General features: G+C 71.7%; 23 protein-coding genes and 2 pseudogenes (1 of these 25 running past the window's edge). 11 read left to right on the top strand and 14 right to left on the bottom strand.

All coding sequences use genetic code 11. The features are described 5' to 3' along the window. On the bottom strand, positions 1 to 1,283 hold the 5' portion of the coding sequence (locus ACFXAZ_RS17890) for an exo-beta-N-acetylmuramidase NamZ domain-containing protein (RefSeq protein ID WP_384591480.1). 118 nt of this gene lie to the left of the window's left edge; 1,283 of the gene's 1,401 nt are visible here — the first part of the coding sequence; it begins with the start codon at positions 1,281 to 1,283; its stop codon lies beyond the left edge, outside the window. Positions 1,284 to 1,459: 176 nt separating this feature from the next. Here ACFXAZ_RS17890 and ACFXAZ_RS17885 point away from each other — a divergent pair, with 176 nt between their 5' ends. Together ACFXAZ_RS17885 and ACFXAZ_RS17880 are read left to right on the top strand one after the other, a co-directional pair. Next, positions 1,460 to 2,224 carry an SDR family oxidoreductase gene (locus ACFXAZ_RS17885; RefSeq protein ID WP_384591477.1) on the top strand — a complete coding sequence of 255 codons (765 nt, stop codon included), beginning with the start codon at positions 1,460 to 1,462 and terminating at the stop codon, positions 2,222 to 2,224. Positions 2,225 to 2,366: 142 nt separating this feature from the next. Continuing rightward, positions 2,367 to 2,960, top strand: a complete 594-nt coding sequence (locus ACFXAZ_RS17880; protein WP_384591474.1) for a TetR/AcrR family transcriptional regulator — start codon at positions 2,367 to 2,369, stop codon at positions 2,958 to 2,960. A gap of 46 nt (positions 2,961 to 3,006) precedes the next feature. On the opposite strand, the gene ACFXAZ_RS17875 is transcribed toward ACFXAZ_RS17880, so the two are convergent. From ACFXAZ_RS17875 to ACFXAZ_RS17845, 7 genes are all read right to left on the bottom strand, one after another. Next, positions 3,007 to 4,224 (bottom strand): acyl-CoA dehydrogenase family protein, encoded by a 1,218-nt coding sequence (locus ACFXAZ_RS17875; RefSeq protein ID WP_384591471.1) that lies wholly within the window; start codon positions 4,222 to 4,224, stop codon positions 3,007 to 3,009. 5 nt (positions 4,225 to 4,229) lie between these two features. Further along, positions 4,230 to 5,252, bottom strand: a complete 1,023-nt coding sequence (locus tag ACFXAZ_RS17870; protein WP_384591469.1) for a phosphotransferase family protein — start codon at positions 5,250 to 5,252, stop codon at positions 4,230 to 4,232. Between the two features lie 138 nt (positions 5,253 to 5,390). Next, positions 5,391 to 5,687, bottom strand: coding sequence for a hypothetical protein (locus tag ACFXAZ_RS17865; RefSeq protein WP_384591466.1), 297 nt, complete (start codon positions 5,685 to 5,687; stop codon positions 5,391 to 5,393). Between the two features lie 204 nt (positions 5,688 to 5,891). Beyond that, complete coding sequence (locus ACFXAZ_RS17860) at positions 5,892 to 6,218, bottom strand: DUF202 domain-containing protein (RefSeq protein ID WP_384591464.1); 327 nt, start codon at positions 6,216 to 6,218, stop codon at positions 5,892 to 5,894. Between the two features lie 6 nt (positions 6,219 to 6,224). Beyond that, positions 6,225 to 6,617: a YidH family protein gene (locus ACFXAZ_RS17855; protein WP_384591461.1), complete on the bottom strand. Its 393-nt coding sequence runs from the start codon at positions 6,615 to 6,617 to the stop codon at positions 6,225 to 6,227. A 159-nt stretch (positions 6,618 to 6,776) separates the two neighbouring features. Next, positions 6,777 to 7,346, bottom strand: coding sequence for an NUDIX hydrolase (locus tag ACFXAZ_RS17850; protein ID WP_384591458.1), 570 nt, complete (start codon positions 7,344 to 7,346; stop codon positions 6,777 to 6,779). A 279-nt stretch (positions 7,347 to 7,625) separates the two neighbouring features. Then, entirely contained in the window at positions 7,626 to 8,534 is a 909-nt protein-coding gene (locus tag ACFXAZ_RS17845; RefSeq protein ID WP_384591455.1) for a DMT family transporter, read from the bottom strand. 613 nt (positions 8,535 to 9,147) lie between these two features. On the opposite strand from ACFXAZ_RS17845, the gene ACFXAZ_RS17840 reads away from it, so the two are divergent. The 4 genes from ACFXAZ_RS17840 to ACFXAZ_RS17825 all read left to right on the top strand — a co-directional run bounded on the left by ACFXAZ_RS17840 (position 9,148) and on the right by ACFXAZ_RS17825 (position 13,374). After that, the gene (locus ACFXAZ_RS17840; RefSeq protein WP_384591452.1) at positions 9,148 to 10,098 is read left to right on the top strand and encodes a hypothetical protein; all 951 of its coding nucleotides are present in this window, start codon (positions 9,148 to 9,150) and stop codon (positions 10,096 to 10,098) included. A gap of 58 nt (positions 10,099 to 10,156) precedes the next feature. Then, on the top strand, positions 10,157 to 11,809 hold the full coding sequence (locus ACFXAZ_RS17835; protein ID WP_384591450.1) for an APC family permease: 1,653 nt from the start codon (positions 10,157 to 10,159) through the stop codon (positions 11,807 to 11,809). Positions 11,810 to 11,972: 163 nt separating this feature from the next. Then, positions 11,973 to 12,791: a molybdopterin-dependent oxidoreductase gene (locus ACFXAZ_RS17830; protein ID WP_384591447.1), complete on the top strand. Its 819-nt coding sequence runs from the start codon at positions 11,973 to 11,975 to the stop codon at positions 12,789 to 12,791. Further along, positions 12,775 to 13,374, top strand: a complete 600-nt coding sequence (locus ACFXAZ_RS17825) for a cytochrome b/b6 domain-containing protein (RefSeq protein WP_384591444.1) — start codon at positions 12,775 to 12,777, stop codon at positions 13,372 to 13,374. Before ACFXAZ_RS17830 ends, ACFXAZ_RS17825 begins: the two co-directional genes overlap by 17 nt. A gap of 26 nt (positions 13,375 to 13,400) precedes the next feature. Here the strand turns inward: ACFXAZ_RS17825 and ACFXAZ_RS17820 are convergent, their stop codons facing one another. The 3 genes from ACFXAZ_RS17820 to ACFXAZ_RS17810 all read right to left on the bottom strand — a co-directional run bounded on the left by ACFXAZ_RS17820 (position 13,401) and on the right by ACFXAZ_RS17810 (position 17,071). After that, positions 13,401 to 14,840 carry a hypothetical protein gene (locus ACFXAZ_RS17820; RefSeq protein ID WP_384591441.1) on the bottom strand — a complete coding sequence of 480 codons (1,440 nt, stop codon included), beginning with the start codon at positions 14,838 to 14,840 and terminating at the stop codon, positions 13,401 to 13,403. Between the two features lie 148 nt (positions 14,841 to 14,988). Then, the gene (locus tag ACFXAZ_RS17815; RefSeq protein WP_384591438.1) at positions 14,989 to 16,386 is read right to left on the bottom strand and encodes a gluconate:H+ symporter; all 1,398 of its coding nucleotides are present in this window, start codon (positions 16,384 to 16,386) and stop codon (positions 14,989 to 14,991) included. 157 nt (positions 16,387 to 16,543) lie between these two features. After that, positions 16,544 to 17,071 (bottom strand): gluconokinase, encoded by a 528-nt coding sequence (locus tag ACFXAZ_RS17810; protein ID WP_384591435.1) that lies wholly within the window; start codon positions 17,069 to 17,071, stop codon positions 16,544 to 16,546. Positions 17,072 to 17,212: 141 nt separating this feature from the next. Here ACFXAZ_RS17810 and ACFXAZ_RS17805 point away from each other — a divergent pair, with 141 nt between their 5' ends. Then, a complete protein-coding gene (locus tag ACFXAZ_RS17805; protein ID WP_384591432.1) occupies positions 17,213 to 17,914 on the top strand; it encodes a FadR/GntR family transcriptional regulator in 702 nt (233 codons plus the stop codon). Positions 17,915 to 18,034: 120 nt separating this feature from the next. Here ACFXAZ_RS17805 and ACFXAZ_RS17800 read toward each other — a convergent pair whose 3' ends face one another. The 3 genes from ACFXAZ_RS17800 to ACFXAZ_RS17790 all read right to left on the bottom strand — a co-directional run bounded on the left by ACFXAZ_RS17800 (position 18,035) and on the right by ACFXAZ_RS17790 (position 23,778). Then, on the bottom strand, positions 18,035 to 18,451 hold the full coding sequence (locus ACFXAZ_RS17800; RefSeq protein WP_384591429.1) for a YchJ family protein: 417 nt from the start codon (positions 18,449 to 18,451) through the stop codon (positions 18,035 to 18,037). Continuing rightward, on the bottom strand, positions 18,448 to 19,845 hold the full coding sequence (locus ACFXAZ_RS17795) for a M1 family metallopeptidase (RefSeq protein WP_384591426.1): 1,398 nt from the start codon (positions 19,843 to 19,845) through the stop codon (positions 18,448 to 18,450). The genes ACFXAZ_RS17800 and ACFXAZ_RS17795 overlap by 4 nt, the downstream gene beginning before the upstream one ends. A 66-nt stretch (positions 19,846 to 19,911) precedes the next feature. Further along, on the bottom strand, positions 19,912 to 23,778 hold the full coding sequence (locus ACFXAZ_RS17790; protein WP_384591423.1) for a Pls/PosA family non-ribosomal peptide synthetase: 3,867 nt from the start codon (positions 23,776 to 23,778) through the stop codon (positions 19,912 to 19,914). A 428-nt stretch (positions 23,779 to 24,206) separates the two neighbouring features. Between ACFXAZ_RS17790 and ACFXAZ_RS17785 the strand changes: the two genes are divergently transcribed. The 4 genes and pseudogenes from ACFXAZ_RS17785 to ACFXAZ_RS17770 all read left to right on the top strand — a co-directional run bounded on the left by ACFXAZ_RS17785 (position 24,207) and on the right by ACFXAZ_RS17770 (position 26,243). Beyond that, complete coding sequence (locus ACFXAZ_RS17785) at positions 24,207 to 24,416, top strand: hypothetical protein (protein WP_384591419.1); 210 nt, start codon at positions 24,207 to 24,209, stop codon at positions 24,414 to 24,416. Continuing rightward, positions 24,400 to 24,751: pseudogene (locus ACFXAZ_RS17780) on the top strand (DUF6879 family protein); the annotation flags it as partial. The gene ACFXAZ_RS17785 and the pseudogene ACFXAZ_RS17780, both read left to right, overlap by 17 nt. A gap of 91 nt (positions 24,752 to 24,842) precedes the next feature. Beyond that, a pseudogene (locus ACFXAZ_RS17775) lies at positions 24,843 to 25,609 on the top strand (helix-turn-helix domain-containing protein). Positions 25,610 to 25,928: 319 nt separating this feature from the next. Beyond that, positions 25,929 to 26,243 carry a hypothetical protein gene (locus ACFXAZ_RS17770; RefSeq protein ID WP_384591416.1) on the top strand — a complete coding sequence of 105 codons (315 nt, stop codon included), beginning with the start codon at positions 25,929 to 25,931 and terminating at the stop codon, positions 26,241 to 26,243. Positions 26,244 to 26,989 lie beyond the last annotated feature (746 nt).

Genomic DNA, 26,989 nt, shown 5'->3' with positions numbered 1-26,989 from the left:
GTCCGGCCCGCTTTCTCCCGCCGGGCCCCGGGTGTCACACCCCGGTACAGCAGATACCCCGCCCGCGTCCGCCGGAACGCCGCCAGCCCGTCCTGCCAGGCCGCCACCACCTCGTCGGCGTCCGCCCCGGCGTCGATCATCGTGCGGACCAGGGCGGACCCGGTGAGGGTGTCGATCCAGTGGTTCGCCAGCCAGCGGAAGCCGCTCCAGGACCGCTTGGCGGTCACGAGCAGCTCGATCCCGGTCCGTACCGGGTCGTACACGGCCCGGTCGTGCACATGGATCTGGACGCCGCCCACGGTCCGGTTCGGGAACTTGGAGAACGTCGGCGTGAAGTACGCCTCCCGGAACCGCACGCCCGGCAACCCGCGTTCCGTCACGACGGCGGCCCAGCGCCCGTCCAGGCCCTCCGCGCCGAGCAGTTCGAAGGGACGGGTGGTGCCGCGCCCCTCGGAGAGGTTCGTCCCCTCGAACAGAGCGGTCCCCGCGTAGACCAGCGCGGTGTCCGGCGTCGGCATGTTCGGGCTCGGCGGCACCCACGGCAGCCCCGACGCGTCGTAGAAGTCCGACCGCCGCCACCCCGTCATCCGTACGACGTCCAGCGGCACCGGCGCCGCCAGGAACTCCCCGTTGAACAGCCCGGCCAGCTCCCCGACCGTCATCCCGTGGGCCTGCGCGATGGGCCGCCGGCCGACGAAACTCGCGTACCGGGGTTCCAGCACCGGCCCGTACGCGCCGCGCCCGGTGACCGGGTTCGGCCGGTCCAGGACGACGAACCGCTTCCCGGCCAGCCGGGCCGCCTCCATGCAGTCGTACAGCGTCCAGATGTAGGTGTAGAAGCGGGCGCCGACGTCCTGGATGTCGAAGACCACCGTGTCCACGCCGGACGCGGTGAAGACATCCGCGAGCCGCCGCCCCGACAGGCCGTACGTGTCGTGGACGGGCAGGCCGGTCGCCGGATCGTCGTGGCGGCCCTCGGAGCCGCCCGCCTGGGCGGTGCCGCGGAATCCGTGCTCCGGGCCGAACACGGCGGTGAGGTTCACCCGTTCGTCGGCGTGCATGACATCCACGATGTGGCGGACCTCGCGGGTCACTCCGGTGGGGTTGGTGACGATCCCCGCGCGGGCGCCGTCCAGGAGGGCGTAGCCGTCCGCCGACAGACACTCGAAGCCGGTACGGAGGGTACGGGGCCGGTGGGGGAGTTCCCCGGCTCCGGCCGGGGTGGGCGAGAGCGCCAGCGCGGCGGTGGCCGTGGCGAGCACCGTACGTCTCGATGGGGGCATGAGGGGCAAGGTAGATGCCGGTGCGGGGTGTGGGGAGGGTGCGCGGTTCCTGGGCCTGTCGCGCCCGCGCGCCGGTGTCCCGTACCGCCTTCCGTGGTGGGTGCGTGCCCTTACCAGCGACATACCGACCGGTTAGTCTGGCCTGGCGGGGTCCGGATCGTGCGGCGTGGAGGGCGATGGTGGTCAGCGTGCGGGGTGCCGGAGTGGTCGTCACCGGGGCGGGCGGCGGGATCGGGGCCGCGCTCGCCCGGCGGTTCGGCGCCGAAGGGGCCCGGGTCGTCGTCAATGACCTCGACGCCGGGAAGGCCGAGGCCGTGGCCCGGGAGATCGGCGGGATCGCCCTCCCCGGGGACGCGTCCGGGATCGTGGACGCGGCGCTCGACGCGCTCGACGGCACCGTCGACGTCTACTGCGCCAACGCCGGGCTCGGGTCCGGTGGCTCCGAGGCCGCCGGGGAGGAGGTGTGGGCCGCCGCCTGGGACGTCAATGTGATGGCGCACGTGCGGGCGGCGCGGGCGCTGCTGCCGGGGTGGCTGGAGCGTGGCAGCGGGCGGTTCGTGTCGACCGTCTCCGCCGCCGGACTGCTCACCATGATCGGCGCCGCCCCCTACAGCGTCACCAAGCACGGCGCCCACGCCTTCGCCGAGTGGCTGTCGCTGACGTACCGGCACCGCGGGCTGAAGGTGCACGCCATCTGCCCGCAGGGGGTGCGCACCGACATGCTGGCCGCCGCCGGCAGCGCGGGGGACCTGGTGCTCAAGCCGACCGCGATCGAGCCGCGGGACGTGGCCGACGCCCTGTTCAAGGGCATGGCCGAGGACCGGTTCCTGATCCTGCCGCACCCCGAGGTCGCCGCGTACCACCGGGCGCGCGCCGCCGACCCGGACCGCTGGCTGGGCGGCATGAACCACCTCCAGCGCACCTGGGAGGCCAGGCGGTGAGCCGGGCCGCCCACGCATCCCGGTGGCCGGTGGAGATCCTGCCCGACGTGCCCGGATGGCCCAGTGGGAAGATCCTCCGTCGGGAGTCGCGCTCCCGTTCGCGGGAACGTCGGTAGCGCATCACGGAAAGCAGGTGGCGGCAGTGCCCAGGACGACGGACGAAGAAGGGACCCCCGTCCCGCAGCGGCTGCTCGCCGCCGCCACCCGGCTCTTCGCCGAGCAGGGCTACGACCGCACCTCCGTGCAGGAGATCGTGGAGGCCGCGGGCGTCACCAAGGGCGCGCTCTACCACTACTTCGGCTCCAAGGACGATCTGCTGCACGAGGTGTACGCGCGGATGCTGCGCGTCCAGCAGGAACGTCTCGACGCCTTCGCCGACGCCGACGAGCCGGTGGAGCAGCGCCTGCGGGACGCGGCGGCGGACGTGGTGGTCACCACCATCGAGAACCTCGACGACGCGATGATCTTCTTCCGCTCGATGCACCACCTCGGCCCGGAGAAGAACAAGCAGGTCCGCGCCGAGCGCCGCCGCTACCACGAACGCTTCCGCGCGCTCATCGAGGAGGGCCAGCGCAACGGCGTCTTCTCCGACGCGACCCCCGCCGACCTGGTGGTGGACTACCACTTCGGCTCCGTCCACCACCTGTCGACCTGGTACCGCCCCGACGGCCCGCTCACCCCGCAGCAGGTCGCCGACCACTTGGCGGACCTGCTGCTGCGGGCGCTGCGGCCGTAGGGCCGAACGGCAGGCCCTGACCGGCGAGGGACCCACAGGTACTTCCTCAGCTCCCGTACTTCCTCAGCTCCCGCCGCGCCAGCGACCGCTGGTGCACCTCGTCCGGCCCGTCCGCGATCATCAGCGTGCGCGCCCCGGCGTACAGCTCGGCCAGCGGGAAGTCCTGGCTCACCCCGCCCGCGCCGTGCAGCTGGATCGCCTGGTCGAGGATCCGCACGACCGCGCGGGGCGTCGCGATCTTGATGGCCTGGATCTCGGTGTGCGCGCCCTTGTTGCCGACGGTGTCCATCAGCCAGGCCGTCTTCAGCACCAGCAGCCGCAACTGCTCGACGGTCACCCGCGCGTCCGCGATCCAGTTGTGGACCACGCCCTGTTCCGCCAGCGCCTTGCCGAACGCCGTACGGGACACCGCCCGTCGGCACATCAGCTCGATCGCCCGTTCCGCCATGCCGATCAGCCGCATGCAGTGATGGATCCGGCCGGGCCCGAGCCGGGCCTGAGCGATGGCGAAGCCGCCGCCCTCCTCGCCGATCAGCTGCGACACCGGCACGCGCGCGTGGTCGAGGACGACCTCGGCGTGGCCGCCGTGGGAGTGGTCCTCGTAGCCGAACACCCGCATCGCGCGCCGGACCGTGACGCCGGGCGTGTCGCGCGGGACCAGCACCATGGACTGCTGGCGGCGTGGATCCGGCCCGTCCGGGTCGGTCTTGCCCATCACGATGAAGATCGCGCAGTCCGGGTTCATCGCCCCGGAGATGTACCACTTGCGGCCGGTGATGACGTACTCGTCACCCTCCCGCTCGATCCGGGTCGTGATGTTGGTGGCGTCCGAGGAGGCCACCTCCGGCTCGGTCATCGCGAAGGCCGAGCGGATCTCCCCGGCGAGCAGCGGCTGAAGCCACCGCTTCTGCTGCTCCGCGTCGCCGAACTGCGCGAGCACCTCCATGTTGCCGGTGTCGGGCGCGGCGCAGTTGGTCGCGGTGGGCGCGAGCTGCGGGGAGCGGCCGGTGATCTCGGCGAGCGGCGCGTACTGGAGGTTGGTCAGCCCGGCGCCGTGCTCGGGGTCCGGCAGGAACAGATTCCACAGCCCGCGCCGCCGGGCCTCGGCCTTCAGCTCCGCCACCACGGCCGGCGTGTCCCAGGGCGAGGCCAGGGCCGCGCGCTGCTCCTCGGCGAGGGCCTCCGCCGGATACACGTACTCGTCCATGAACGCGAGCAGGGCGGCGCGCAGTTCCTCGGTGCGGGCGTCGAACGCGAAGTCCATGCCGGTCAGCCTTCCTGGAGGGTCGTCAGTCCGTGCGCGATGAAGACGGGCACCAGATCGCCGATGCGGTCGAAGCCCCGCCCGACGGTCTGCCCCAGCGTGTAGCGGTAGTGGATGCCCTCCAGGATCACGGCGAGCTTGAACCAGGCGAACGCCGTGTACCAGGACACCGCCGTCACATCACGCCCCGAGCCGGCCGCGTACCGCTCGATCAGCTCGGCGGGCGCCGGGTGCCCGGCGGCCTCGGCGGTGGTGGAGACCGGTGAGTCGGGCGTGCCCAGCGGGATGGCGTACATCACCAGCAGGCCCAGATCGGTCAGCGGATCGCCGAGCGTGGACATCTCCCAGTCCAGGACGGCGGCGATCTTGTCCTCGCCGTCCAGGAGGACGTTGTCGAGCCGGTAGTCGCCGTGGATCACGGCCGGGGCGGGCGAGCGGGGCAGCGCGCGGCCGAGTGCGGCGTGCAGGTCGTCGATGCCCGCGAGGTCGCGGGCGCGGGAGGCGTCCAGCTGCTTGCCCCAGCGGCGCAGCTGCCGGTCCAGGAACCCGTCGGGGCGCCCGAAGTCGCCGAGCCCCACCGCCCCGGGGTCCACCGCGTGCAGCTCCACCAGCGTGTCCACCAGCGCCAGTACGGCCTCGCGGGTGCGCTCGGGGCCCAGCGGGGCGAGCTGCCCGGCGGTGCGGTAGGGGGTGCCGGGCACGAATTCCATCACATAGAACGGCGCCCCCAGCACGTCCTCGTCCTCGCACAGCAGCAACGGCTCCGGCACCGGGACGGCCGTCGGGTGCAGGGCGCTGATCACCCGGTGCTCGCGCCGCATGTCGTGCGCGGTGGCCAGCACATGGCCGAGCGGCGGACGCCGTACGACCCACCGGGCACCGCCGTCGGTGACGGTGTACGTGAGATTCGAGCGTCCGCCCTCGATCAGCCGGGCGGTGAGCGGCCCGGTCACCATGCCGGGCCGCTCCCGGTCGAGCAGAGCGCGCAGCCGTACGGGATCGAGCCCTGGCGGGTGGTCGGCGGCCATCGTCGCTCCTACGGAGGCGTGAACGGGACGTGACCATGATGCCGACCGGTCGGTATGCCGTCCAGACGCCCACGCGTGAACGTGACCCGGGCCACCCTGGATCGTCAGGTCCTGAGATCCTCGGGGGCCGATTCCGGCCTAGTGGTCGTCCCAGTGGTCGCCGTGGGCGGCGTGCCGGTGGCCGTCGTGGACGTAGTCCACATGGTCGCCGTGCAGCACCGAGGCGTGGCCGCAGCCCTCGCCGTGCCGGTGCTCGTGCCCCGCGTGGGCGGTGTGCCCGGTGGACTCGCACTCGTCCCAGTGCCCGTCGTGCGCGCGGTGCAGATGCCCGTCGTGCGCATAGTCGACATGGTCGCCGTGTGGCACGGCGGGGTGACCGCAGTCCGGGCCGTGGGTGTGCGCGTGCGCGGAGTGTTCGAGGTGCGTGGTGGTCATGCTGCTCACCTTGGGGTGGGGGAAATGGCGACGGACAGATTGCCATACGAAAGGGAGCATAAGGGGCATATCGGTGGCGTGCCTCGCGGTTTGCGCCGGGGGAGGGGAACGGGCTCGCGGTTTGTGCCGGGGATGGGAACGGGCTCGCGATTGGTGCCGGGGGATGGGAACGGGAAGGGCGCGGGCATCCGTGACCCGCCCGGGTCAGAAGATCAGCGCCGCCGCCGCGCACACGGCCAGCGCGACCGTGCACAGCGTCGCCGCCGCGGCCTGACGGGCGGGCAGCGCGGGCGGCCGGTTCTGCGCGGCGAGGGCGCGTATCCGCCGCTGGGCGATCAGCACGAAGCCCAGCCACAGCAGACAGCACGCGGCGCAGGCGAGAGCGGCGGCGACCGAGAAACCTCCGCGCAGGGTGGTCCGTACGGCGAGCACGGCGGCGACGGTGCCCGCGAGGGTCGTACGCCGCCAGGCCAGCCGGGTCCGCTCGGGCTGGAGCCCCGGATCCCGGGGCGGGCCGACCTCACCGCTCATGAGGGCTCACCCCTCCCAACCGAACAGCACGACCACGACCATCCCCAGCGCCACCACCGCGATGACCAGGCTCAGCAGCGCCGGGAACCGTGACACCGGAAGATCCTCGCCGCGCCGCATCGCCCGCTCGCAGCGCACCCAGTGATTGACCGCGCGCAGCGAGCACAGCACCCCCGCCGCGAGCAGCGCCAGCGCGAGCGCGACCCGTACCGCCCAGCGCAGCTCCGGCAGGAACTGATCGACGGCGAAACCCCCGCCGATCAGCGCCAGCGCGGTGCGCAGCCAGGCCAGAAAGGTGCGCTCGTTCGCCAGTGAGAACCGGTAGTCGGGGGTGCGGCCCTCCGCGCTCACCCGCTCGGGGGCGAACCACAGCCGGACGTTCCGCACAAATTCGCTCACATGCCCGACCCTAGGCCCTGGGGCCGATGTCCCGCCTGCCCGGGGGCGCCACGCGCTACCCGCGACCGCTACCCGCGACCGCTACCCGCGACCGCTACCCGCGACCGCTACCCGCGACCGCTACCCGCGACCGCTACCCGCGACCGCTACCCGCGACCGCTACCCGCGACCGTCACCCGCCGAGCGATGCTCCCGCAGCCGCTGATACGCGGCCACCCCGTCCGGCACCCACTCCCAGGCCCCCTCCCGCTGTCCCGCCTGCTGCCCTGTTCGCCGCCCCGCCCCGAGCCGCGACTCCAGCTCGCTCTCGGGCAGGAAGTCGTGCCAGGCCACCTCCTCGACCTGGGGCCGCACCGGCAGCTCGCAGCGCACCTCGTAGACGGCGGACCACCAGGTCTGCCCGGCGCCGTCGTCGTAGAGGAACTTGAAGAGGTACGTCGGTGCGGGCAGCCCCGAGACCCCCAGTTCCTCCTCGGCCTCCCGCGACGCGGCGTCGTCGTACGACTCACCCGTGCCGACCACCCCGCCGACGAACATGTCGTACAGCGCGGGAAACACCAGCTTGGTCGCCGTCCGCCGATGCACGAAGATCCGCCCGGCACCATCTCTGACCTGCACGAACACACACCGATGCCGGAGCCCCCGGGCGTACACGGCACCGCGCGGCGCCTGCCCGATCACCCGGTCCCGCTCATCGACGATGTCAAGAATCTCGTCAGCTGCACTCATGCCCGCATCCAAGCAGCCCGCCCCACCATGGGCACCGCTGCCCGCCGCGTGCAGGCGCCTCACCCGGCTGGGGCTGCGGGATGCCGGGTGCTGCCCGGCGAAGGCGGCCGGGAACGCCGGTCTCTTCGAGGGGCGCGGGGAGCTGCGCGAGCAACCACCCACACACCCGCACCCGGCGAACCACCCCACGCGGGGCGGGCTTACTCGGCCCGAATCACCGCACCCGCGCCGGACGGACTCACGCGGCCCGGATCGCCGCACACCTGCGCCAGGGCACACTCAACTGGGCCGGACCGGCTGAAGCCGCCCCATCGTCGCCGTGGTGGCCGCCGTGGCCCCCCGGGGCATCGCCGGATGCATGCCCAGCAGGACGATGCCCGCGACGACGGCGGCGAGGCCCGCGGCCTCCCAGGCCAGCGCGCCCGTGTCGGTGCGGAGGCGGTCGCCGAGGAAGCCGACGCCGCAGATGATCCCGGCGATCGGCTGGGCGGCGGTCAGCGCGGGCAGCGACATCCGCAGCGAGCCCGTCTCGAACGCGCTCTGCACCAGGATCAGCCCGGTGACGCCCAGCACCAGCACGGCGTACGGCTGCCAGCCGGTCAGCAGTTCCAGCATCCCGCCCTCGCTGAAGCGCTGCCCGCTCACCCGGGTCAGCGCGTCCTGGACGCCGTACAGCAGGCCCGCCGCCAGTGCCAGCAGCACCGGGGCCGAGCTGAGCCGGGCGCGCTTGGCGTACCCGGTGAGCAGCATCGCCAGTCCCACCATCACGCCGATGATCAGCCAGGGCCGTACCGGATCGGTGACCGCCGTACCGCCGTGCGGCTGCCCCGCCACGATGAACGTCGTCACCCCGCCCGCGAGCAGCGCGAGCCCGGCCCAGCCCTGCCGCCCCAGGGGCTGCTTGGTCTGGTGCCGGGACAGCGCGAGGGCGAACAGGAGGTTGGTCGCGAGCAGCGGCTCGACGAGGGAGAGCTGGCCGTGGCCGAGCGCGATCGCGCCCAGGGCCATACCGGCCGCCATCAGCCCGATGCCGCCGAGCCAGCGCGGCACCTTCATCAGGTCGAGCAGCAGCCGCGGGGAGAGGAAGTCACCGAGCGGCGCGCGCTGAGCCACGCTCTGCTGGAGGACGAAACCGAAGCCCAGACAGCAGGCGGCACTCACGGCGAGAACCAGAACCAGAACCGACACGCTGTACCTCAGGATCATCCGGCCGGAAACACGGGGTGCGGTACGGCCGACTGTAGTGGCCCGGGGGCGTCACTGCCCCCGGAGGGCCCGCAGGCGATCCACCGGGACCACGCCGGCGTCGGAGCGGGACATCGGGACATCGGGATACGGGGACGAGCTGTGTACTACGGGGATGTGGGGGGTTGTGGGGGTGACACGGAATGTCGACCGCGATGCCCTGCGACGGAGGCGGGCGTCGGCGCGGCTCACTTCCCATAGTCCGTCTCCGCACCCCCGAACGCTATGGCCTACGCCACACCCGTACCGGAACACCGGAGCCGAAGCCTCCGTGAGCTCGGCGACCTCGGCGACGGACCTCGGCGACGCAGGACGGACCCGCGCCTCCGCGTGACCGAGAACCATCCCTGTGACGTACGCCACACCCCCCACCCCGCATCACGACCCGTGTGGACCCGATCTCCACAAGGTCATCACAACTGCCCCTCCCTTCACGCGAATTGACGCGTGTCACGGATGGAACGCACTTGACGGTAAGCGTTGGCTGCCGATTTGCTGTGCGTGATCGGGCGATAACGCGCCGACCACCCAATTCGTCGCTGAGGAAGTTCCCGCGGTGTCCCCACCCCCGCCTCCCCTCGGCCGAGGCCGCAGGCGAGCGGCCCAGGCCCACGACGCGGCTCTCGACGACACCGAACTCAGTGCCGCGCGTGCCGCGCTGGCTCAAGGCCGCTGGCAGGCGGTCCGTTCCCTGCTGGTGCGCACCGGCGACGACTGGGACCGCCGCGGTCACCGGGTCACCGTCCTGGGCGCCGAGTCGTACACCGCCGCCTGGGCGGGTGACTGGCAGCTCGCCGAGCCCGAGTCCGCCGACGCCGCCGTACTCACCGCCTTCGCCCAGGTGCACAGCGCCCTGCGCGGCAAGCTGAAGCCGGAGCGGGCCCGCGAGGCGTGCCGGGCCGCCGCCGCCCGTGCCCCCGCCGACCCCACCCCCTGGCTCGGGCTGCTGATACTGGAACGCTCCCTGGGCACCGAGGAGGACGTGGTCCGGCTCTTCGACGAGGTCCGGCACCGCCATCCCGACCACCACCACGCCCACCACCTGCTGGTGGCCCGGCTCGCCGAGCGGCTGACCGACGCCGGCGCGGACCCGCTGCACGAGGTGTACGACTTCGCCAACTGGGCCGCCGAGCAGGCACCCGCCGACTCCCCGCTCGCCATCCTGCCGGTCGTCGCGCACGCCGAGCGGTTCCGGGTGCTCGCCGCCGCCGGTCATCTGCCCACCGACCCCCTCGCCTCCGGGCACTGGGCGGGACGCCGGGCCCGCCAGGTGATGAAGGCCGCGTTCGACTGGTGGCTGGAGTGGGAGCACGAGGACCATCCGCGCCGCCTGGTGGACCTGAACTTCCTCGCCCACGCCAAATTCTGCGAGGGCCGGCCCGCCGAGGCCGCCGCCCTCTTCCACCGCATCGGCGACCGCTTCACACCGCAGCCCTGGTCCTACCCGGACCGCGAACCGCACCCCGCCTTCCGTGCCGCCCGCGACAGCGCGCTCGGCACGACCTGAACACCCGATCCCACCCGCCCGAGCCTCGATCCCGCCCGTTTGAAAGGATCCGCCCCCGATGAGCACCGGCAGTTCCAGCACGAGCAGATCCAGTACGAGCCCGTCCGGCACGAGCGCTGCCAACGCGGGCGCTGCCAACACAAGCGCCGCCAGTGCGAGCGCCGCCAGTACGGGCGGTCCCGGCAAGACCGGCCCCTCCGCCTCCGACGGCATCAGCACCTTCAAGGGCCAGGAGCGCGCCCTGCGCGCCGACCGTCTCGGCACCGGGGGCCTGCTGCTCTCCGTGCTCGCCGCGACAGCCCCGCTCATGGTCGTCGCTGGTGTCATGCCCACCACATTCGCGGTGATGGGCATCGTCGGACAGCCGCTCCTCTTCGTCCTCCTGGGCGTGGTCCTCGTCCTGTTCGGCATCGGGTACGCCGAGATGAGCCGCCATGTCCACAACGCGGGCGCGTTCTACGCCTATATCTCCCGCGGCCTCGGCGGCACCGCCGGAGCGGGCGCCGCGATGCTCGCCCTGGTCGCCTACAACGCCCTCCAGGCCGGTATCTACGGCATCTTCGGCTTCGAGGTCGCCGGGCTGCTCGCGACCTACGCCGAGGTGACGATCGCCTGGTGGATCCCGGCGCTGGTGGGGCTCGCCGTGGTCGGCGCGCTCGGCTGGCTGAAGATCGACGTCAACGCGAAGGTGCTGGGCGTCCTGCTGATCATCGAGGTCGCGCTGGTCGTCATCTTCGACATCGCCGCCCTCGGCGACCCCGGCCCCGAGGGCCTGTCGCTGCACGCCTTCAACCCGGACACCCTCAGCGGCGTGGGCGTCGGCACCGCCCTGTGCTTCTGCATCGCGGCCTTCCTCGGCTTCGAGCAGGCCCCCGTGTACGCCGAGGAGACCAGCCGCCCGCACATCCTGGTGCCGCGCGTGATGTTCCTCGCGGTGGCCGGGGTCGCCGTCTTCTTCGCCTTCAGCAGCTGGGCCCTGACGGTCGCCGCCGGTCCGCACCAGATCGTGCCCGCGGCCCGGGAACAGAGCGCCGGACTGCTGTTCTTCCTCACCGAGTCACGGCTCGGCGGGACGTTCACCGACGTCATGCACATTCTCTTCGTGACCGGCATGTTCGCCGCGATGCTCAGCTTCCACAACGTCGTCGCCCGGTACGCGTTCGCCATGGGCCGCGAGGGCCTGTTGCCGCGGGCCTTCGGCCGTACCACCGGCTCCAGCGGCGCCCCCGGCACCGGCTCCCTCCTCCAGACCGCCGTCTCCGCCGTGATCGTGATCGCCTTCGCGGTCACCGACGACGAGCCGACCGGCGATCCGACCGCGCCGATCCTGCACCTGTTCACCTGGTTCGGGAACATCGGCGCGCTCGGCGTGATCCTGCTGATGGCCACCGCCTCCCTGTCGGTGATCGTCTTCTTCGTCCGCCGCGGAGCCGCCGGAACCCAGGCGTGGCGTCTGGTCACCTCGGCCCTCGCGGGCATCGCGCTCGTGGTGATCGCGGTCTACACGGTCAAGGACTTCGACGTCCTGGTCGGCGCGGGCCCGGACTCCTCGCTGAGCTGGGTGCTGCCCGGCATCATCGCCCTCGCCGTCGTCGGGGGCGTGGCCCAGGGCCTGATCATGCGCTCCCGCAACCCCGAGGCCCACGCCCGGATCGGCCTCGGCAACGAGGCGTTCCAGCTGGAGAAGGCGGCCGAGTCCCGGTCGTCCTGACCGCCCCGCCGCCGTATCTGACGGAAGTCTGACGAGCACCCGCGCCCCCTGTTCGGACGGGGCCCGCGGGTGCTCGAATGAACGGATGACCCCCACCCCCGCCAAACCCCCGGACCCCCCGAAACCCTCGGCACCTCCGGCCCCGCTGAAGCCAGTGAAGCCGATGACACCCCCGCCCCCGCCGGAGCCAACGAGATCCGTGGCGCCCCCGCTCCCTCCGGACCCCTCGGCCCCTCCTGCACCCCCGCAATCCCCGGAACCTCTGAGACCTCCGTCCCCCTCGGGCACCCCCATAGGCCGCCGCATCCTCCTGGGCACCCTCGGCCTGGGCGCCCTAGGCGTGCTCACCGCGCCCACCCTCCAGCGCGGCCTGGAGTCCTTCCTCGCCGGCGCGTCCGACAAGGACCCCACCGGCCTCACCGACCTGCTCCCCAACGGCGGCGGCTTCCGCTACTACTCGGTCGCCGCCTTCGTACCCCGCAGGACCGCCGCCACCTACCGCCTCACCGTCGACGGCCTGGTCGACCGCCCCGCCACCTACACCCTCGCCGACCTGCGCGTCCTGCGGCAGACCCGGCTGGTGCGCGACGTGCAGTGCGTCACCGGCTGGCGGGTCCCCGACACCCCCTTCGAGGGCGTACGGCTGTCCCTGCTGCTGGACGCCGCCGGGGTGCGCCCCTCGGCGCGGGCGATCCGCTTCACCTGCTTCGACGGCACGTACTCCGAGAGCCTCACCCTCGAACAGGCCCGCCGCGCGGACGTCCTGGTCGCCCTGCGGATGCGCGACGAGGACCTGAGCCACGCCCACGGCGGCCCGGTCCGCCTCTACGTGGCGCCCATGTACTTCTACAAATCCGCGAAGTGGCTCTCCGGCATCACCCTCACCGACCAGGTGGAGCCGGGCTACTGGGAGGAACGCGGCTACGACATCGACGCCTGGGTCGGCCGCTCGAACGGACGTGGCGATGAGCCCACGAGCTGACGCCCCGCCCCTCGTACGGCGCGTGCGCCGCTTCACCCGGGCCGAACGCTGGATCCACCGCACCACGGCCACCCTGATGGGCCTGTGCGTCCTGACCGCCGCCTGCCTGTACGTCCCCCAGCTCGCCCAACTCGTCGGCCGCCGCGAGCTGGTGGTCCGCGTCCACGAGTGGTCCGGACTGGCCCTGCCGCTCCCCGTCCTGGCGGGCCTGGTCTCCCATGCCTTCCGCGCCGACCTGACCCGCCTGAACCGTTTCGGCCCGCACGACAGGGCGTGGCTGCGCCGCGCGTCGGGCCCGGCGGACAAGTTCAACGCGGGGCAGAAGATCTACGCTGCCTGGATCGCCGGAGCCACGCTGGTCATGCTCGGTACGGGCCTGATGATGTGGTTCACCGGTCTCACCCCGCTGCGCTGGCGCACCGCCGCCACCTTCGTCCACGACTGGCTGGCCCTCACCCTCGGCATCGTCCTGGCCGGCCATATCGGTATGGCCCTCGCCGACCCGGAGGCCCGCCGCGGCCTGCGCACAGGCTCGGTGAGCGAGGAGTGGGCCCGCGACCGGCACGGCCTGTGGCACCCGTGAGCCACGCGAACCCCCAAGGCCCGGCGCTAGGACCCGCCCAAGCCACCCGCGACCGGCTCCGCCACCGCGACCGGCTCCGCCACCGCGACCGCGGCTGCCACCGGCTCCGGCTCCGGCCCCGGCGAAAACGCGACGCCCGGCCACACACCCCCGTACGCCACCCCAGCACCCGGCATCTCCCAGCCCGGCCCTTCGACCACGACCCTTGCCACGACCCCTGCCGGGACCCTTGCCACGACCCCTGCCGGGACCCCCGTCACATCCGCTGCGTCCGCCACGTCTGTCACGTCCACCGGTTCCATCTCGGCCGCCGCCCCCTCAGGCCCCCCGGCAACAGATGAGGCCCCGGGCGAAGCCCCCGGCGCCGAACCAGGCCCGGACCCGGGCGCCGAACCCGGCGACGAACCCGGCGAAGACCCGGGCGAAGGCCCCGGCGACGCCCCCGGCCCCCCGACCACCGACAACACCCCCTCCACCACAGCCTCCCCGCCCCCATACCGCACACTGACCCCCACAACCCGCGGATACCCCTCCATTTCAGGCACCACGACCGACACGGCCGACCCGACCGACACCCCCGGCGCCACCCCCTCGGGCACCGCCGTGACAGCACGCCCGCCCACCAGCACTTCCCCGCCCAGGGCGAGTTCACGGACGTCGAAGAAGACCCCGCGCAACGTGATCACGACCCGCTCCCCGGCCCGCACCACACCCCCACCCGCGTCGCCCGCGTCGACGGCCGCGATCCCGAAGTCACAGGCGGCCGGTGTCTGCGCGGGCCCCGGCGACTTCGCACCGAGCCGCGCGGTCCGCTCGGGATACCGCCGCTGAAACTCCAGCAGCCCATCCAGTACGGCGAGGGCGGCCCGCCCCTTGCAACTCCCGACCCCGGCGGCGGTGTCGCGGGCAAGCCGGGCGGCCTCCCAGTCACCCCCGTGCCCCTGGGCGGCCAGACAGGCGGACGCGAGCCCGCGCAGCACCTGCCACTCGGGATCGCCGGAGGCCTCGGGCACGGCCGTGAGGCCCGTGGCGCACCGGGCGGGGTCGGTGAGTACGTCGTAGACACTGGCCGGGTCCGGCACCTTGTCGGCGTCGGGCGAACCGGGCCCGGGTGGCAGCCAGCGCAGGCGCACGGGCTGGGCGGTATCGGTGTCGGTATCGGTCGCGGACGGGCCGGGCTCCGGAGCGGTCCGGGGCGAGCGCTCGCCGGGCGGGGGACTGGTGGCCGTCCCGTGTGCGCTTCCGGCGGGGGAGGACAGCAGCGGCGGCGGCCCGGGCGGCGCCGCCGAGGGTGCCACCGTCCCGCCCGCCTCGGCACCGGACGACGGCCCGGCGGTGACCGGAACATGACTCTCGCCGGGACGCACCGCGGCGTTCCGTCCGCCGTCCGTGAAGGCGACGGCCAGTACGGCCACCGACCCCGCAACCAGCAGCCCAGAGACACGTGTCCCCAGGGAAACCGCCATGACGCCCCCCGTCGAGAAGACTTCCGGGAACCGGCCGGGTCCACGGAAGGTCTTCCATCATCATCCAGCCCACGGCACGAGGGAACCCGCGGACGGAACATGTCCGTACCCACATCACCACGGACCCGTGATGTGCCCTTTGGGGCCTCTATATGACCAGGGACAGCAGCAGCACGAACCCCCCGGCGACCACCGAGATGATCGTCTCCATCACCGACCATGTCTTGATCGTCTGGCCGACACTCAGCCCGAAGTACTCCTTGACCAGCCAGAACCCGGCGTCGTTGACATGGCTGAAGAACAGCGAACCAGCGCCGATGGCCAGCACCAGGAGCGCGGTCTCGCCGGTCGACATGCCGGCCGCGAGGGGCGCGACCAGACCGGCCGCCGAGACGGTCGCCACGGTCGCCGAACCCGTCGCCAGCCGGATCGCGACCGCGATCAGCCAGGCCAGCAGCAGCGTCGGGATCGCCCAGCTCTCGGAGATCTCCAGGATCATCCGACCGACCCCGGAGTCGATCAGGGTCTGCTTGAAGCCACCGCCCGCGCCGACGATCAGCAGGATGCCCGCGATGGGCGCGAGCCCCTTCTCCACCAGCCCCGACACCCGCTCCTTGGCGAACCCGGCGGGCCGCAGCAGCGTGAAGATGCCCAGCAGCACGGAGGCGAGCAACGCGATCATCGGGGAGCCGACGACATCGAAGACCCGCTGGGTGGTGTTCTCGGGGTCGTCGATGACGATGTCCACCAGCGCCTTGGACAGCATCAGGATGACCGGCAGCAGAATCGTGATCAGCGTCGCGCCGAAGCCCGGCCGCTTCTCCAGCGTCTCGGACGGGCGGTCGGGGATCATCCGGTCCGGCGCCGGGACATCCACCCAGCGGGCCGCGTACCGGGAGAACAGCGGACCGGCGATGATCACCGTCGGGATCGCGACCAGCACCCCGAGCGCGAGCGTGACCCCCAGGTCGGCGTTCACCGCGTCGATCGCGACCAGCGGGCCGGGGTGCGGGGGCACCAGACCGTGCATCACGGACAGACCGGCGAGCGCGGGGATGCCGATGCGCATGAGGGAGTAATTGCCGCGCTTGGCGACCATCAGCACGACGGGGATCAGCAGCACCACGCCGACCTCGAAGAACAGCGGCAGCCCGATCACCGAGGCGATCAGCACCATCGTCCAGGGCATCGAACGCCCGCCGGTCCTGGCGAGGATGGTGTCCACGATCTCGTCGGCGCCGCCGGAGTCGGCGAGCATCTTGCCCAGGATCGCGCCGAGCGCGATCAGCACGCCCACACCCGCGACCGTGGTCCCGAGCCCGCTGGTGAAGCTGGCGATGACCTTGTCCAGCGGCGCCCCGGCGAACGCGCCGAGCGCCAGCGAGCCGATGGTCAGGGACAGAAAGGCGTGCAGCTTGAACTTGGTGATCAGCAGGACGATGACGGCGATGCCCGCCAGCACGGCGACGCCCAGTTGGGCGTGCCCGGCCGAGGTGATCGGCTCGACGGTGTCCGCTGCCAGCATCTCGACGCTGAGTCTGGTCACGGGGAATTCCCTTTGCAGTTACGGGGACGGGGGAAATGAGGGAGACGAGAGAGAGGGGGCAGGCGGGTGCCATCCGGAGGACGGACGGCTGTCACCTGGCAGACAGGCGGGTGTCAGCCAACAGGCACACAGGTGTGAGCCGGTGGACAGACGGGCGTCACCCGCCGGCCGGGCCGGAGGCCGACAGCCGCTCCAGCGCCGCCACGGCCCGCCGGGTGATCTCCTCCGGGCCACCGGACACATCGACGGCGACCCCGGCCTCGTCCGGCTGGAGCGGTTCGAGCGTGGCGAACTGCGAGTCCAGCAGCGCGGTCGGCATGAAGTGCCCCCGCCGGTGCGCCATCCGCTCCTCGATCAGCGCCCGCTCGCCCGTGAGATGGACGAAGACGAGCCGTGGCGCGGCGGCCCGCAGCCGGTCCCGGTACACCCGCTTCAGCGTCGAGCTGCTCACCACCCCGCCGAGTCCGCTCCGGCCGTCCGCCCAGGCGCCGATCGCGTCGAGCCAGGGCCGGCGGTCGTCGTCGGTCAGCGGGACGCCGGCCGACATCTTGTCGATGCTGGCCTGTGGGTGGAAGTCGTCGCCCTCGGCGTAGGGGACGCCGAGCCGGGCGGCGAGCAGCGGACCGATGGTGGTCTTGCCGGTGCCCGCGACGCCCATGACCACGACGACGTGGGGAGTGCTCATCGCTGCCTCACTGTCTTCATCGACATAGGGACCTCACCTTGATGTCGAGACACTGAAACCCATTAGGTAAGACAAATTCAAGAGTCTGTGATGAATAAGTCTGACTTTTTCATCGAGTGACCCGCCCCGTACGCTGAGTACATGAGCACAGCGGGCCGGGGGCTGCACGGCCATGTACTGGACACCCTCGGCCCCGAGATCACAGCGGGCGGCTACCCACCGGGCAGCGTGCTGCGCACGGACGAACTGGCCCAGCGCTTCGACGTCTCCCGCTCGGTGATGCGCGAGGCCGTCCGCGTCCTGGAGTCCATGCACCTGGTCGAATCCCGCCGCCGGGTGGGCGTCACGGTCCTGCCCGAATCCGAGTGGAACGTCTACGATCCCCAGGTCATCCGCTGGCGCCTGGCCGGCACCGAGCGCCCGCGCCAGCTGCGCTCCCTGACCGTGCTGCGCTCGGCCGTCGAACCGGTCGCCGCCGGACTCGCCGCGCAGCACGCCACGCCGGAGCAGTGCGCCGCGCTCACCGAGTGCGCGCTGGGCATGGTCGCCAACTCACGCGGCGGGCGCCTGGAGCAGTACCTCTTCCACGACGTCGCCTTCCACCGGGTGATCCTCACGGCGTCCGGCAACGAGATGTTCGCCCGCCTCGGCGATGTCGTCGCCGAGGTCCTGACCGGCCGCACCCATCACGACGTGATGTTCGAGGACCCCGACCCCGCCGCCGTCACCCTGCACGTCCAGGTCGCCGAGGCCGTCCGCGCCCGCGACGCGACCCGCGCCGAACACCTGACCAGGGAGATCACCGTCGGCGCCCTCCAGGAACTGGACATCCTGGCGCCCTAGCACCGGAGACAAAGTCCCGTCCACGCGCCCCGGCTAGGACCCGTCCGCGGTACGCGCCCAGGCTAGGACCCGTCCGCGGTACGCGCCCCGGCCAGGACCCCTCCGCGCCACCCGCCCTGGCTAGGCCCCGTCCGGAAACTCCCCGTCCACATACACCCAGGCCCCGTCCACCCGCTCGAACCGGCTGCGCTCATGCAGCACCCCGCCCCGGAACGACGCCCGGAACTCCACCACCCCGGTGGCATGGAACACCGACCCGTCCCACGCCCGGACGATCTCCAGCCCCGTCCACCGCATCCCCGGATCGAACTCCACCCGCCCCGGCCGCGTCCGAGGATGCCAGGTCCGCAGCAGATACCCCTCGTCCCGCTTCACGAACGCGCTGTACCGCGACCGCATCAGCACCTCGGCAGTCGGCGCGACAGCGCCCCCCGAGTGAAACCGCCCGCAGCACCGGTCGTAGGCCCCCGGCAACCCACACGGACACCCCACCGGAGCCGCCCCCCGCCCCGCCGCCCTGCCCTTCCGCCCGCTCACGCCGTCGCCCCCCGCCCCGGCGGATACGGCGGCCGGGCCGGCACCCCCGCCCCGTCCGCCGCCCGGGGCACCGGCACCGGCAGCGGCGGCAGCGCCGCCCCGTACACCCACGCCGCGAACAGGTCGTCCAGCGGTTCCGCCGCGAAACGGGAGGCATGGGCGGTGAACATCGCCGTCGTGGCCGACCCGTTGCGGTGCTGGGACGTCCAGCCCCGCAACATCCGGAAGAACGCCTCGTCGCCCAGCGCGCAGCGCACCGCGTGCACGGCGAGCCCGCCCCGCTCGTAGAGCCGGTCGTCGAACATCAGCTTGCGGCCCGGATCGGCCAGCCGAAGATCCTGCCGCATCGAGGCCAGCACCCGGTGCGCCACGGCCGCCAGCTGCTGCGCCGACCGCCCGCCCGAGCGCTCCGACCACAGCCACTCCGCGTACTTGGCCAGCCCCTCGTTCAGCCAGATGTGCCGCCAGTCCGCGATGGACACACTGTTGCCGAACCACTGATGGGCCAGCTCGTGCGCCACCAGCCGCTCCGAACCCCGCGCCCCGTCCACATGGTTCGCGCCGAACAGCGACAGCCCCTGCGCCTCCACCGGCACATCCAGCTCCTCCTCGGTCACCACCACCGCGTACTCGTCGAACGGATAGGGCCCGAACAGCTCCTGGAACAGCTCCATCATCTGCGGCTGCCGCGCGAAATCCCGCGAGAACTGCGGCAGCAGCTGCGCCGGGATGTGCCCGTGCTGCGGCACCCCGCCGATCCCCGGATCCCCCAGCAGCACCGTCTGGTACTTCCCGATCGACAGCCCCACCAGATAGCTCGACGTCGGCGCCGCCTGCTCGTACACCCAGGTCGTCGTGGACGCCTTCGTCGTCCGGGTCAGCAGCCGCCCGCCCGCCACCACCGAGTACGCCGACGGCGCCGTGACCGAGATCTGGTACGACGCCTTGTCCGCCGGCCGGTCGTTGCAGGGGTACCAGGACGGCGCCCCCACCGGCTGGCTGGCCACCAGCGCCCCGTCGGTCAGCTCCTCGAACCCGATCCCGCCCCACGGGCTGTTCACCGGCTTGGGATTGCCCGACCAGTGCACCTCGACCGTGAACGCCGCCCCCGCCCGGATCGCCTTCGCCGGCCGGATCCGCAGCCGCCCGCCGCGATGCGTGTAATGCGGCTGCCGCCCGTCCACCCGCACCCGGCCGATCTTGAAATCCGCCAGATTCAGCTGGAACTCGGCCAGCGCCGACCGGCCCGCTATCGCGTTGATCCGGGCCGTGCCCGACAACCGGTTCGGACCGGGCCGGTAGTCCACGGCGAGTTCGTAGCGGTGCACCCGGAACCGGGCGTCACCGCTGCCCGGGAAGTACGGATCCGGACCCGCCGCCTGCTGAACTGCCACTGCCCGCCTGCTCCCTGCCCTTGCTCGTACGACGTGCCACGCCCCCGCCCCGGCGGTCGCCCCCGGCTACCGGCGCCAGGCCTCGATCGGGTTGCCCAGCCAGCGGGAGTCGTCGGGGAGGGACTCCGCCGCCATCACCAGCGACGCGGGACCCAGGGTCGTACGGGCACCCACCGTGCTGCCGGGCAGAACGATTCCGCCAGGACCCAGCGTCGCGCCCTCACGGAGAACCACAGTATCCGTCCGCAAGATCCGGTCGTGGAAGAGGTGAGTCTGGAGCACACAGCCACGATTGACCGTCACCGCGTCCCCCAGCGTCACCAGATCCGCCTCCGGCAGCCAGTACGACTCCAGCCACACGCCCTTCCCGATCCGCGCCCCCAGCCCGCGCAGCCACACCGTCATCACCGGCGTCCCCGGCACCGCCCCCGCCAGCCACGGCACCGCCAGCACCTCCACGAAGGTGTCCGCCAGCTCATTGCGCCACACGAAGGAACTCCACAGCGGATGCTCCCCGGCCCGGTGCCGCCCCACCAGCAGCCACTTCGCCGCCACCGACCCCGCACAGGCCACCACACCCGCCGCCAGCAGCACCACCCCGCCCAGCGGCCACGCCCAGCCGCCCAGCGCGCCCAGCGCCGCCACCGTCAGCACCGCCAGCGCCCCCGAACACAGCACCGGCAGGATCCGGCACACCTCCACCAGCCCCCGCGCCCACAGCAGCCGGGCCGGCGGATCGTAGGTCCGGCTCTGATCCCCGCCCGACGCGCTGCGCGGCAGCTTCACCGGCGGCAGCCCCAGATACGAGGTCCCCTTCTTCGCCTTCTTCGGCGTCGCCGACAACACCCCCACCAGCCCGCCGTCCGGCACGCTCCGCCCCGGCGCCGTCATCCCCGAGTTCCCCAGGAACGCCCGCCGCCCGATCTCCGCGCGTCCGATCTTTATCCAGCCGCCCCCCAGCTCGTACGGCGCGGTCAGCGTGTCGTCGGCCAGGAACGCGCCCTCGCCGACCGTCGTCAGACTCGGCAGCGCCAGCACCGTCGACACCTCCGCCCCCTTGCCGATCCGCATCCCCAGCAGCCGCAGCCACACCGGTGTCGCCAGCCCCGCGTACAGCGGGAACAGCGTCTCGCGCGAGCGGTCCATCAGCTGCGTCACCGTCCACGCCTGCCACCCGATCCGGCTGTGCGTCGGATGCGTCCCCTCCCGCAGCCCCAGACTCAGCAGCCGCACCCCGGCCAGGATCAGCAGCGCGTACGCCGCCCCGAACACCAGCGTCGCCGGAACCAGCGCCACCGCCGCCCCCCGCAACGCCTCCGCAAGACCCATCCCCGGCGTCACGAACACCCGCGCCACACCCAGCGCCGCCAGCCCCGCCACCACCGGCAGCAGACTCAGCGCCACCCCCGTCACGCCGTACATGACTCGCCAGTACAGGCCCCGCGGCGGCCGTTCCTTCGGCCAGTTCCGCTTGGCCCGGCCCAGCTTCACCGCCGGCGAGCCCGCCCACCGCTGCCCGGTCGGCACCGGCCCCGCCACCGCCGACCCCGGCGCCACCTCGGCCCGCTTGCCGACCCGCGCACCCGGCGAGAGCACACTGCGCGTCCCGACCACCGCGTGCGCCCCGACCTTGACCGTGCCGATCAGCAGCCGGTCACCGTCCAGCCAGTACCCGGACAGATCGACCTCGGACTCCACGGCCGCACCCCGGCCCAGCTTCAGCAGCCCGGTCACCGGCGGCAGCGAATGCAGATCGGCGTCCTGCCCGACCTTCGCGCCCAGCGCCCGCGCGTACCGCAGCAGCCACGCCCCGGTCAGCCCGGTCGCCCCGCTGAACTCGGCCAGCCGCTCGGCCGCCCACAGCCGCAGGTGCACACTCCCGCCGCGCGGATACCGCCCCGGCCGCACCCCGCGCAGCAACAGCCGCGCCCCGCCCGCCGCGACCGCGATCCGGCCCGGCGGCGTGAACAGCACCAGCGCCCCGGCGAGCACCGCCCACCAGGACGCGGAGGGCAGCCAGACATACCCCGGCAGCACCATCCCGACCGCCGCCAGCACCACCGTCCAGCGCAGCCCCAGCAGCGTGAACAGCGGCACCAGCGTCAGCAGCTGCACCACCTTCGCGCGCGCCGGAACCGGCGCGATCACCCGCCGCGCCCCGTCGTCCTGCGCCGACTCCTCCAGCCGCCGCGCCAGCTTGCGCAGCGTGGGCCGCTGATAGATGTCCAGCACGGCCGCGCTCGGATACCGGGTGCGCAGCCGCGTGGTGAGCTGAGCGGCGGCCAAAGACCCCCCGCCGATCGCGAAGAAGTCATCGGCCCCACTGGTCACCGGCGCCCCGAGCACCTCGGTCCACTGCTCGGCGAGCCAGGCTTCGGTCCCGTACAACTGCTCGGCACCACCCGGCGCCGCCACTCCCTCCAGCGGCCACGGCAGCGCGTCGCGGTCCACCTTCCCGGACGTCCGGGTCGGCAGCTCCGCCACCGGCGCCAGCAGCGGCACCAGCGCGGCGGGCAGTCCGGCCCGCAGCCTCTCCACGGCCGCCGCCTGATCCCACCCCTCCTGCGTGACGACATACCCCACCAGCAGCTGATTCCCGCTCCGCGCGGTCCGTACGGCGGCAGCCGCCCCCGCGACCCCGGGCAGCGCCTGGAGCGCCGCGTCGACCTCCCCCAGCTCGATCCGCCGCCCCCCGAGCTTGATCTGCTCATCGGCCCGCCCGAGAAACACCAGCCCCTCGGCGTCGGCCCGCACCAGATCCCCGCTCCGGTACGCCCGCTCCCACCCCAGCGACTCCAGCGGCGCGTACTTCTCCGCGTCCTTGTCGGCGTCGAGATACCGCGCGAGCCCCACGCCCCCGATCACCAACTGCCCACTCCCGCCCATGGCCACGGGTTCCCCGCCCTCGTCCACGACGGCCAGCTCCCACCCCTTGAGCGGCAGCCCGATCCGGATCGGCTCCTCCCCGCCCAGCAACGCCGCACAGGCCACCACGGTCGCCTCGGTCGGCCCGTACGTGTTCCAGACCTCCCGCCCCTCGGTCACCAGCCGCTGCACCAGCTCCGGCGGACACGCCTCCCCACCGAAGATCAGCAGCCGTACGTCGTCCAGCGTCTCGGGCTCCCACAGCGCGGCGAGCGTGGGCACGGTCGACACGACGCTGATCTCCTGCTCCACCAGCCAGGGCCCCAGATCGGCCCCGCTGCGCACCTGCGAGCGCGGCACCGGCACCAGACAGGCCCCGTACCGCCACGCCAGCCACATCTCCTCGCAGGACGCGTCGAACGCCACCGACAGCCCCGCCATCACCCTGTCACCGGGCCCGATCGGGTCCTCGGTCAGGAACAGCGCGGCCTCGGCGTCCACGAACGCGGCGGCGCTGCGATGGCTCACGGCGACGCCCTTGGGCTTCCCGGTCGACCCGGAGGTGAAGATGATCCACGCGTCGTGCCCGCCGCCGGGCCGCGCGGCGGGCACCTCGGCCCGCCCGCTGACGGTCAGCTCCAGCCCGGCCCCGACGACGCCCCGCACCCGCGCCTCTCCGAACACCAGCTCGGCCCGCTCGTCGGGGTCCTCGGCGTCCACCGGCACATACGCGGCCCCGGCGGCCAGTACGGCCAGGATCGCCACGTACAGATCATTGGTCCCGGACGGCACCCGCACCCCGACCCGGTCCCCGAGCCCGACCCCGGCCGCCCCGAGCCGCGCCCGCAGTCGCTCGACCTCGGTGGCCAGCGCCCGGTAGCTCAGCCGGGTCGTCCCGTCGTCCAGCGCGGGCTCGTCGGGGTGGGCCCGCACCGACGCGTCGAAGATGTCGACCAGGGTGCGGGGAGGGGCCGGCTGCCCCCCGGAGAAACGTGCCGTATCGCCGAACCGCTCAAGAATCTCTTCGTCGAGCGAGCCGAGAGCGCTGCTCTCGTGTATGGCTGCCATCGGTCCTCGCGTCTCGATCCCGGAATCCTCCGGGGCGCTGGCCGGCCCACAGGTCCGCCTGGGGTTGTCCGGCGCCAGCTCCGTAACAAGCCGGAAATTTTAGTACGAACCTAGATCCACGGCCCGCCGACAGCCACTCGGGTGGGCCGAACGGGTCCACCACCAGCCCCAGGGAACCCCTGTGACCTCGGAATCTCCCCGACCGGGAGACATCCCCCACATTCCTGGCGCGAACGCGTCAAGCAGGCCGGGACGGCCCCGGAGAATGGTCACGTGGCCACCCCTCGCTCGCCCTGACCGTCCAGGGGTTCTCAAGATCGTCTACCTGGCAACGCGGATATCGGCGAAGTGTCATAGACCTCGCACGCGGTCTCGCCCTACCGTCTTCACCGTGGCAGGGAATGGCCCTGTGCCCGAGGAGGGGAACCATGGCACGTGAGGAACTGACCCGCCTTACCGGCAACGCCAAAGGACCCAACTGTGACGATGACGACTGCCCGAACGTCTACCGGACCAGGAGCGGTTCGACCATCGTCCAGGGCGACGTGTCCGACGCGTTCACTCCGCCCCTGGGTGAGGGCCTCGTGGAGATCCCCGAGCACATTCTGAGGGAGGCCGTCTGTGCTCTTGGACGGTGACGACTGGCGCCGGTTCTTCGACGCCTTCGAGTGCGAAGCGTGGCGGTTCGAGGCGCAGCCCACGTGCACCATGCCCAAGGAGCAGGAGAACGTGGCCCGCTTCCTGCGCGTGAGGACAAGCCCACAGGCCACAATGCCCGCTGGCACGAACGAGTACGCGGGCATATCGAATCCGGCAGGCGCATCGGGCGTGTCCGCATCGTGCGTCAGCCGCTCACCGACTATCAGCGGTATCACTGTGCCTGGGGAATCCCGGAAGCATTGCTGCCGGGGAGGACATTTGCCTCCTGGATGTGACGCGAAACGACTTCGAGCTGCCGTTCTCAGGCCGGGACTAGTGGATGTTCGACGATTCCCGCATCACTCACGCTTGACCCTGACCAGCTGGGCCAGTCGAAGGCTGACCTGGCAGAAACACTTCGCAGTATGCGAAAGCGAGCCGGGCGTACCCAAGTCTGGCTCGCTCGGCGCTGCATTATTTCTCAGACCAAGCTGAGTAATGTCGAGACCGGACGAGTCACCCCCGGTCTTGTCGATGTCGAGTTGATTCTTAGAGCCCTTGATGCGCCTCCGGAAATCTTAGCCGAAGTTACCGCCCTGGCGCGGCTGGCCAATACGGAGTGGCAGGGCAAGAGGGCTTCTTGGCGAAGAGGGCTGGAGAAGCGACAGGACGAGCTGGCCGCCCTCGAAAGGGAAGCCTCGACACTTCGCTACTTCCTGCCTGCGATGATGGCGGGACTCCTGGCCACACCTGAATACATCAGAGTCAGCCTCAGTGATTCCCCGGTGGACACAACCAAAACGGTCGCGAGGAAGCTGGAACGGCAAGCGGTTCTTTATGACAGCACGAAGAAATTCACGTTCTGACAGAACGGGCCGTCAGATGGGCCGTGGTCCCGCCTGCGGCGATGGCCGTCCAAATGGATCGGCTAGCCTCGATCTCCTATCTACCCAATGTGCGTATCGGGCTCATCCCTACGGGAACAGCCGTGGGTCGTGGGCCGATGAACACCTTCACCGTCTAAGACCAACGGCTAGTAACTGTCGAGACATTCACCGGACGTATCGTTTTCCAGGACGCCACGGGTATTGCGGAACACCTCGAAGTGTTCCAGATGAACGAGCGTCACGCATTGTTCGGTGAGGAAGTCAGGAAAATTCTCCGACAGTGGGCCGCCGCCTGCCGCGCGTGATCGTCTACCCGACAACGCCAATAAAGCGAGGAACCTGTTCCAATCCGGGGGATTATCCAGTCTCAAGGATTGTGGGGAGATAGTGAAATGGCGAGCGGGACGAAATCTGCGTGTCGGACTGCAGTGTCACAATAGGGAGGAACGCCCATGCACGATGTACGCGCATTACTCACCCCTGCCGCGTTCGGGGTGTTACCGCAACCGTGGTCGACGACAACCCCGGCAGGGAGGAGGCTACGGCCGAGCGGATCGTGGTGGAAGCACTCAAGTTCATGACACCGCAGTCCAGTTCCCCACGGTCAAGATCGCGCCCTCCAATGTGGTGGACGAGGGGTGGCACGCGCTGATCCTGCATACGAACCTTTGCGAGAAGCCATGCGAGCGTCTGGGGCGGTTCGTGCACCACCGGCCCGAGCGTCCCGACGCGGAGCGGCACGACGAACACGCGCTCACCCGTACGGTGGCCATCATCGAGCAGGCCGGGCATATCGTTGACGGTGAACTGTGGACGGTCCCGGCCAAGGCCCCGGTCTCGGTGGCAGCGAACTGCTCCCACACGCCCAAGCCGGGCGGTTGTGGCCCGATCAATCCGGGCAAGTGCGCTTCGCACTGCTCGGGCGATGGCGGTAGCTAGGCTGGCCGCTAACAGGCAGAAGGCGGAAGTGTGGACGCTGAGCAGGCCCGGCAAGTTGATTCCGTGCTCGGGCAGTTGGGAATCCCCGGTGTGATCGCACCGGAGGACCCGGAGAACACGGCGGGGTCATGGCGTGTGTACGACTTGGCCGACCCGGCCAGGCGCCGGGACGTCACTCCTGATGCGCTGGCATCTGTGGCCGCCAAGTTTCCGGAGGCGAAGCCGGGTTCGGGGCCGATGCGAGGATTCGTGATCCCGCCCACGGACGAATGACTGTGAGGATTGATCACGGCACGGCTCGGCGGCCTGACCTACAGTCGGTCGGGCATCTGTGACCTCATGAGCCCAGCCAAAGGTGTCGCCACAACTGGGGTATCAGTTGGTGTCCGATGGGGGACTTGGAGTCTCCGCGCGGGCACCAGCTCCCTGCTTCAGCTGACCTGTGATGATGTACCGATCGAGCACCCTCCAGAGGTATGGCGGTTGATCATGCTCATCTGCTGTTTCCGCCCATTTTCGGCCGCTGTTGGTCATGCGCTGGTCAGGTGACCAACCGGCTCTGAGCACGGAGAAGCCCGATGCGCTCCGGAGGGACACATGAACGGGGGCTTCTCTGCCCCGTAGCCGGTGGGTGGCCACCCCCCGGGCTCGGGGGGGCGGGGGGGGGCATACGGGGGGGATGCGGGCGGGGGGGGGGGGCGCCACACCGCCCCCCCCCTCCGGGCGCCCCCACCGCGGTTGGGGGT

Source organism: Streptomyces sp. NPDC059477, from assembly GCF_042749375.1.
In the GTDB taxonomy this organism is placed as follows: Bacteria; Actinomycetota; Actinomycetes; order Streptomycetales; family Streptomycetaceae; genus Streptomyces.
Note: the sequence above shows the minus strand (reverse complement) of the source record. Positions and strands in the feature narration are given on the sequence as shown.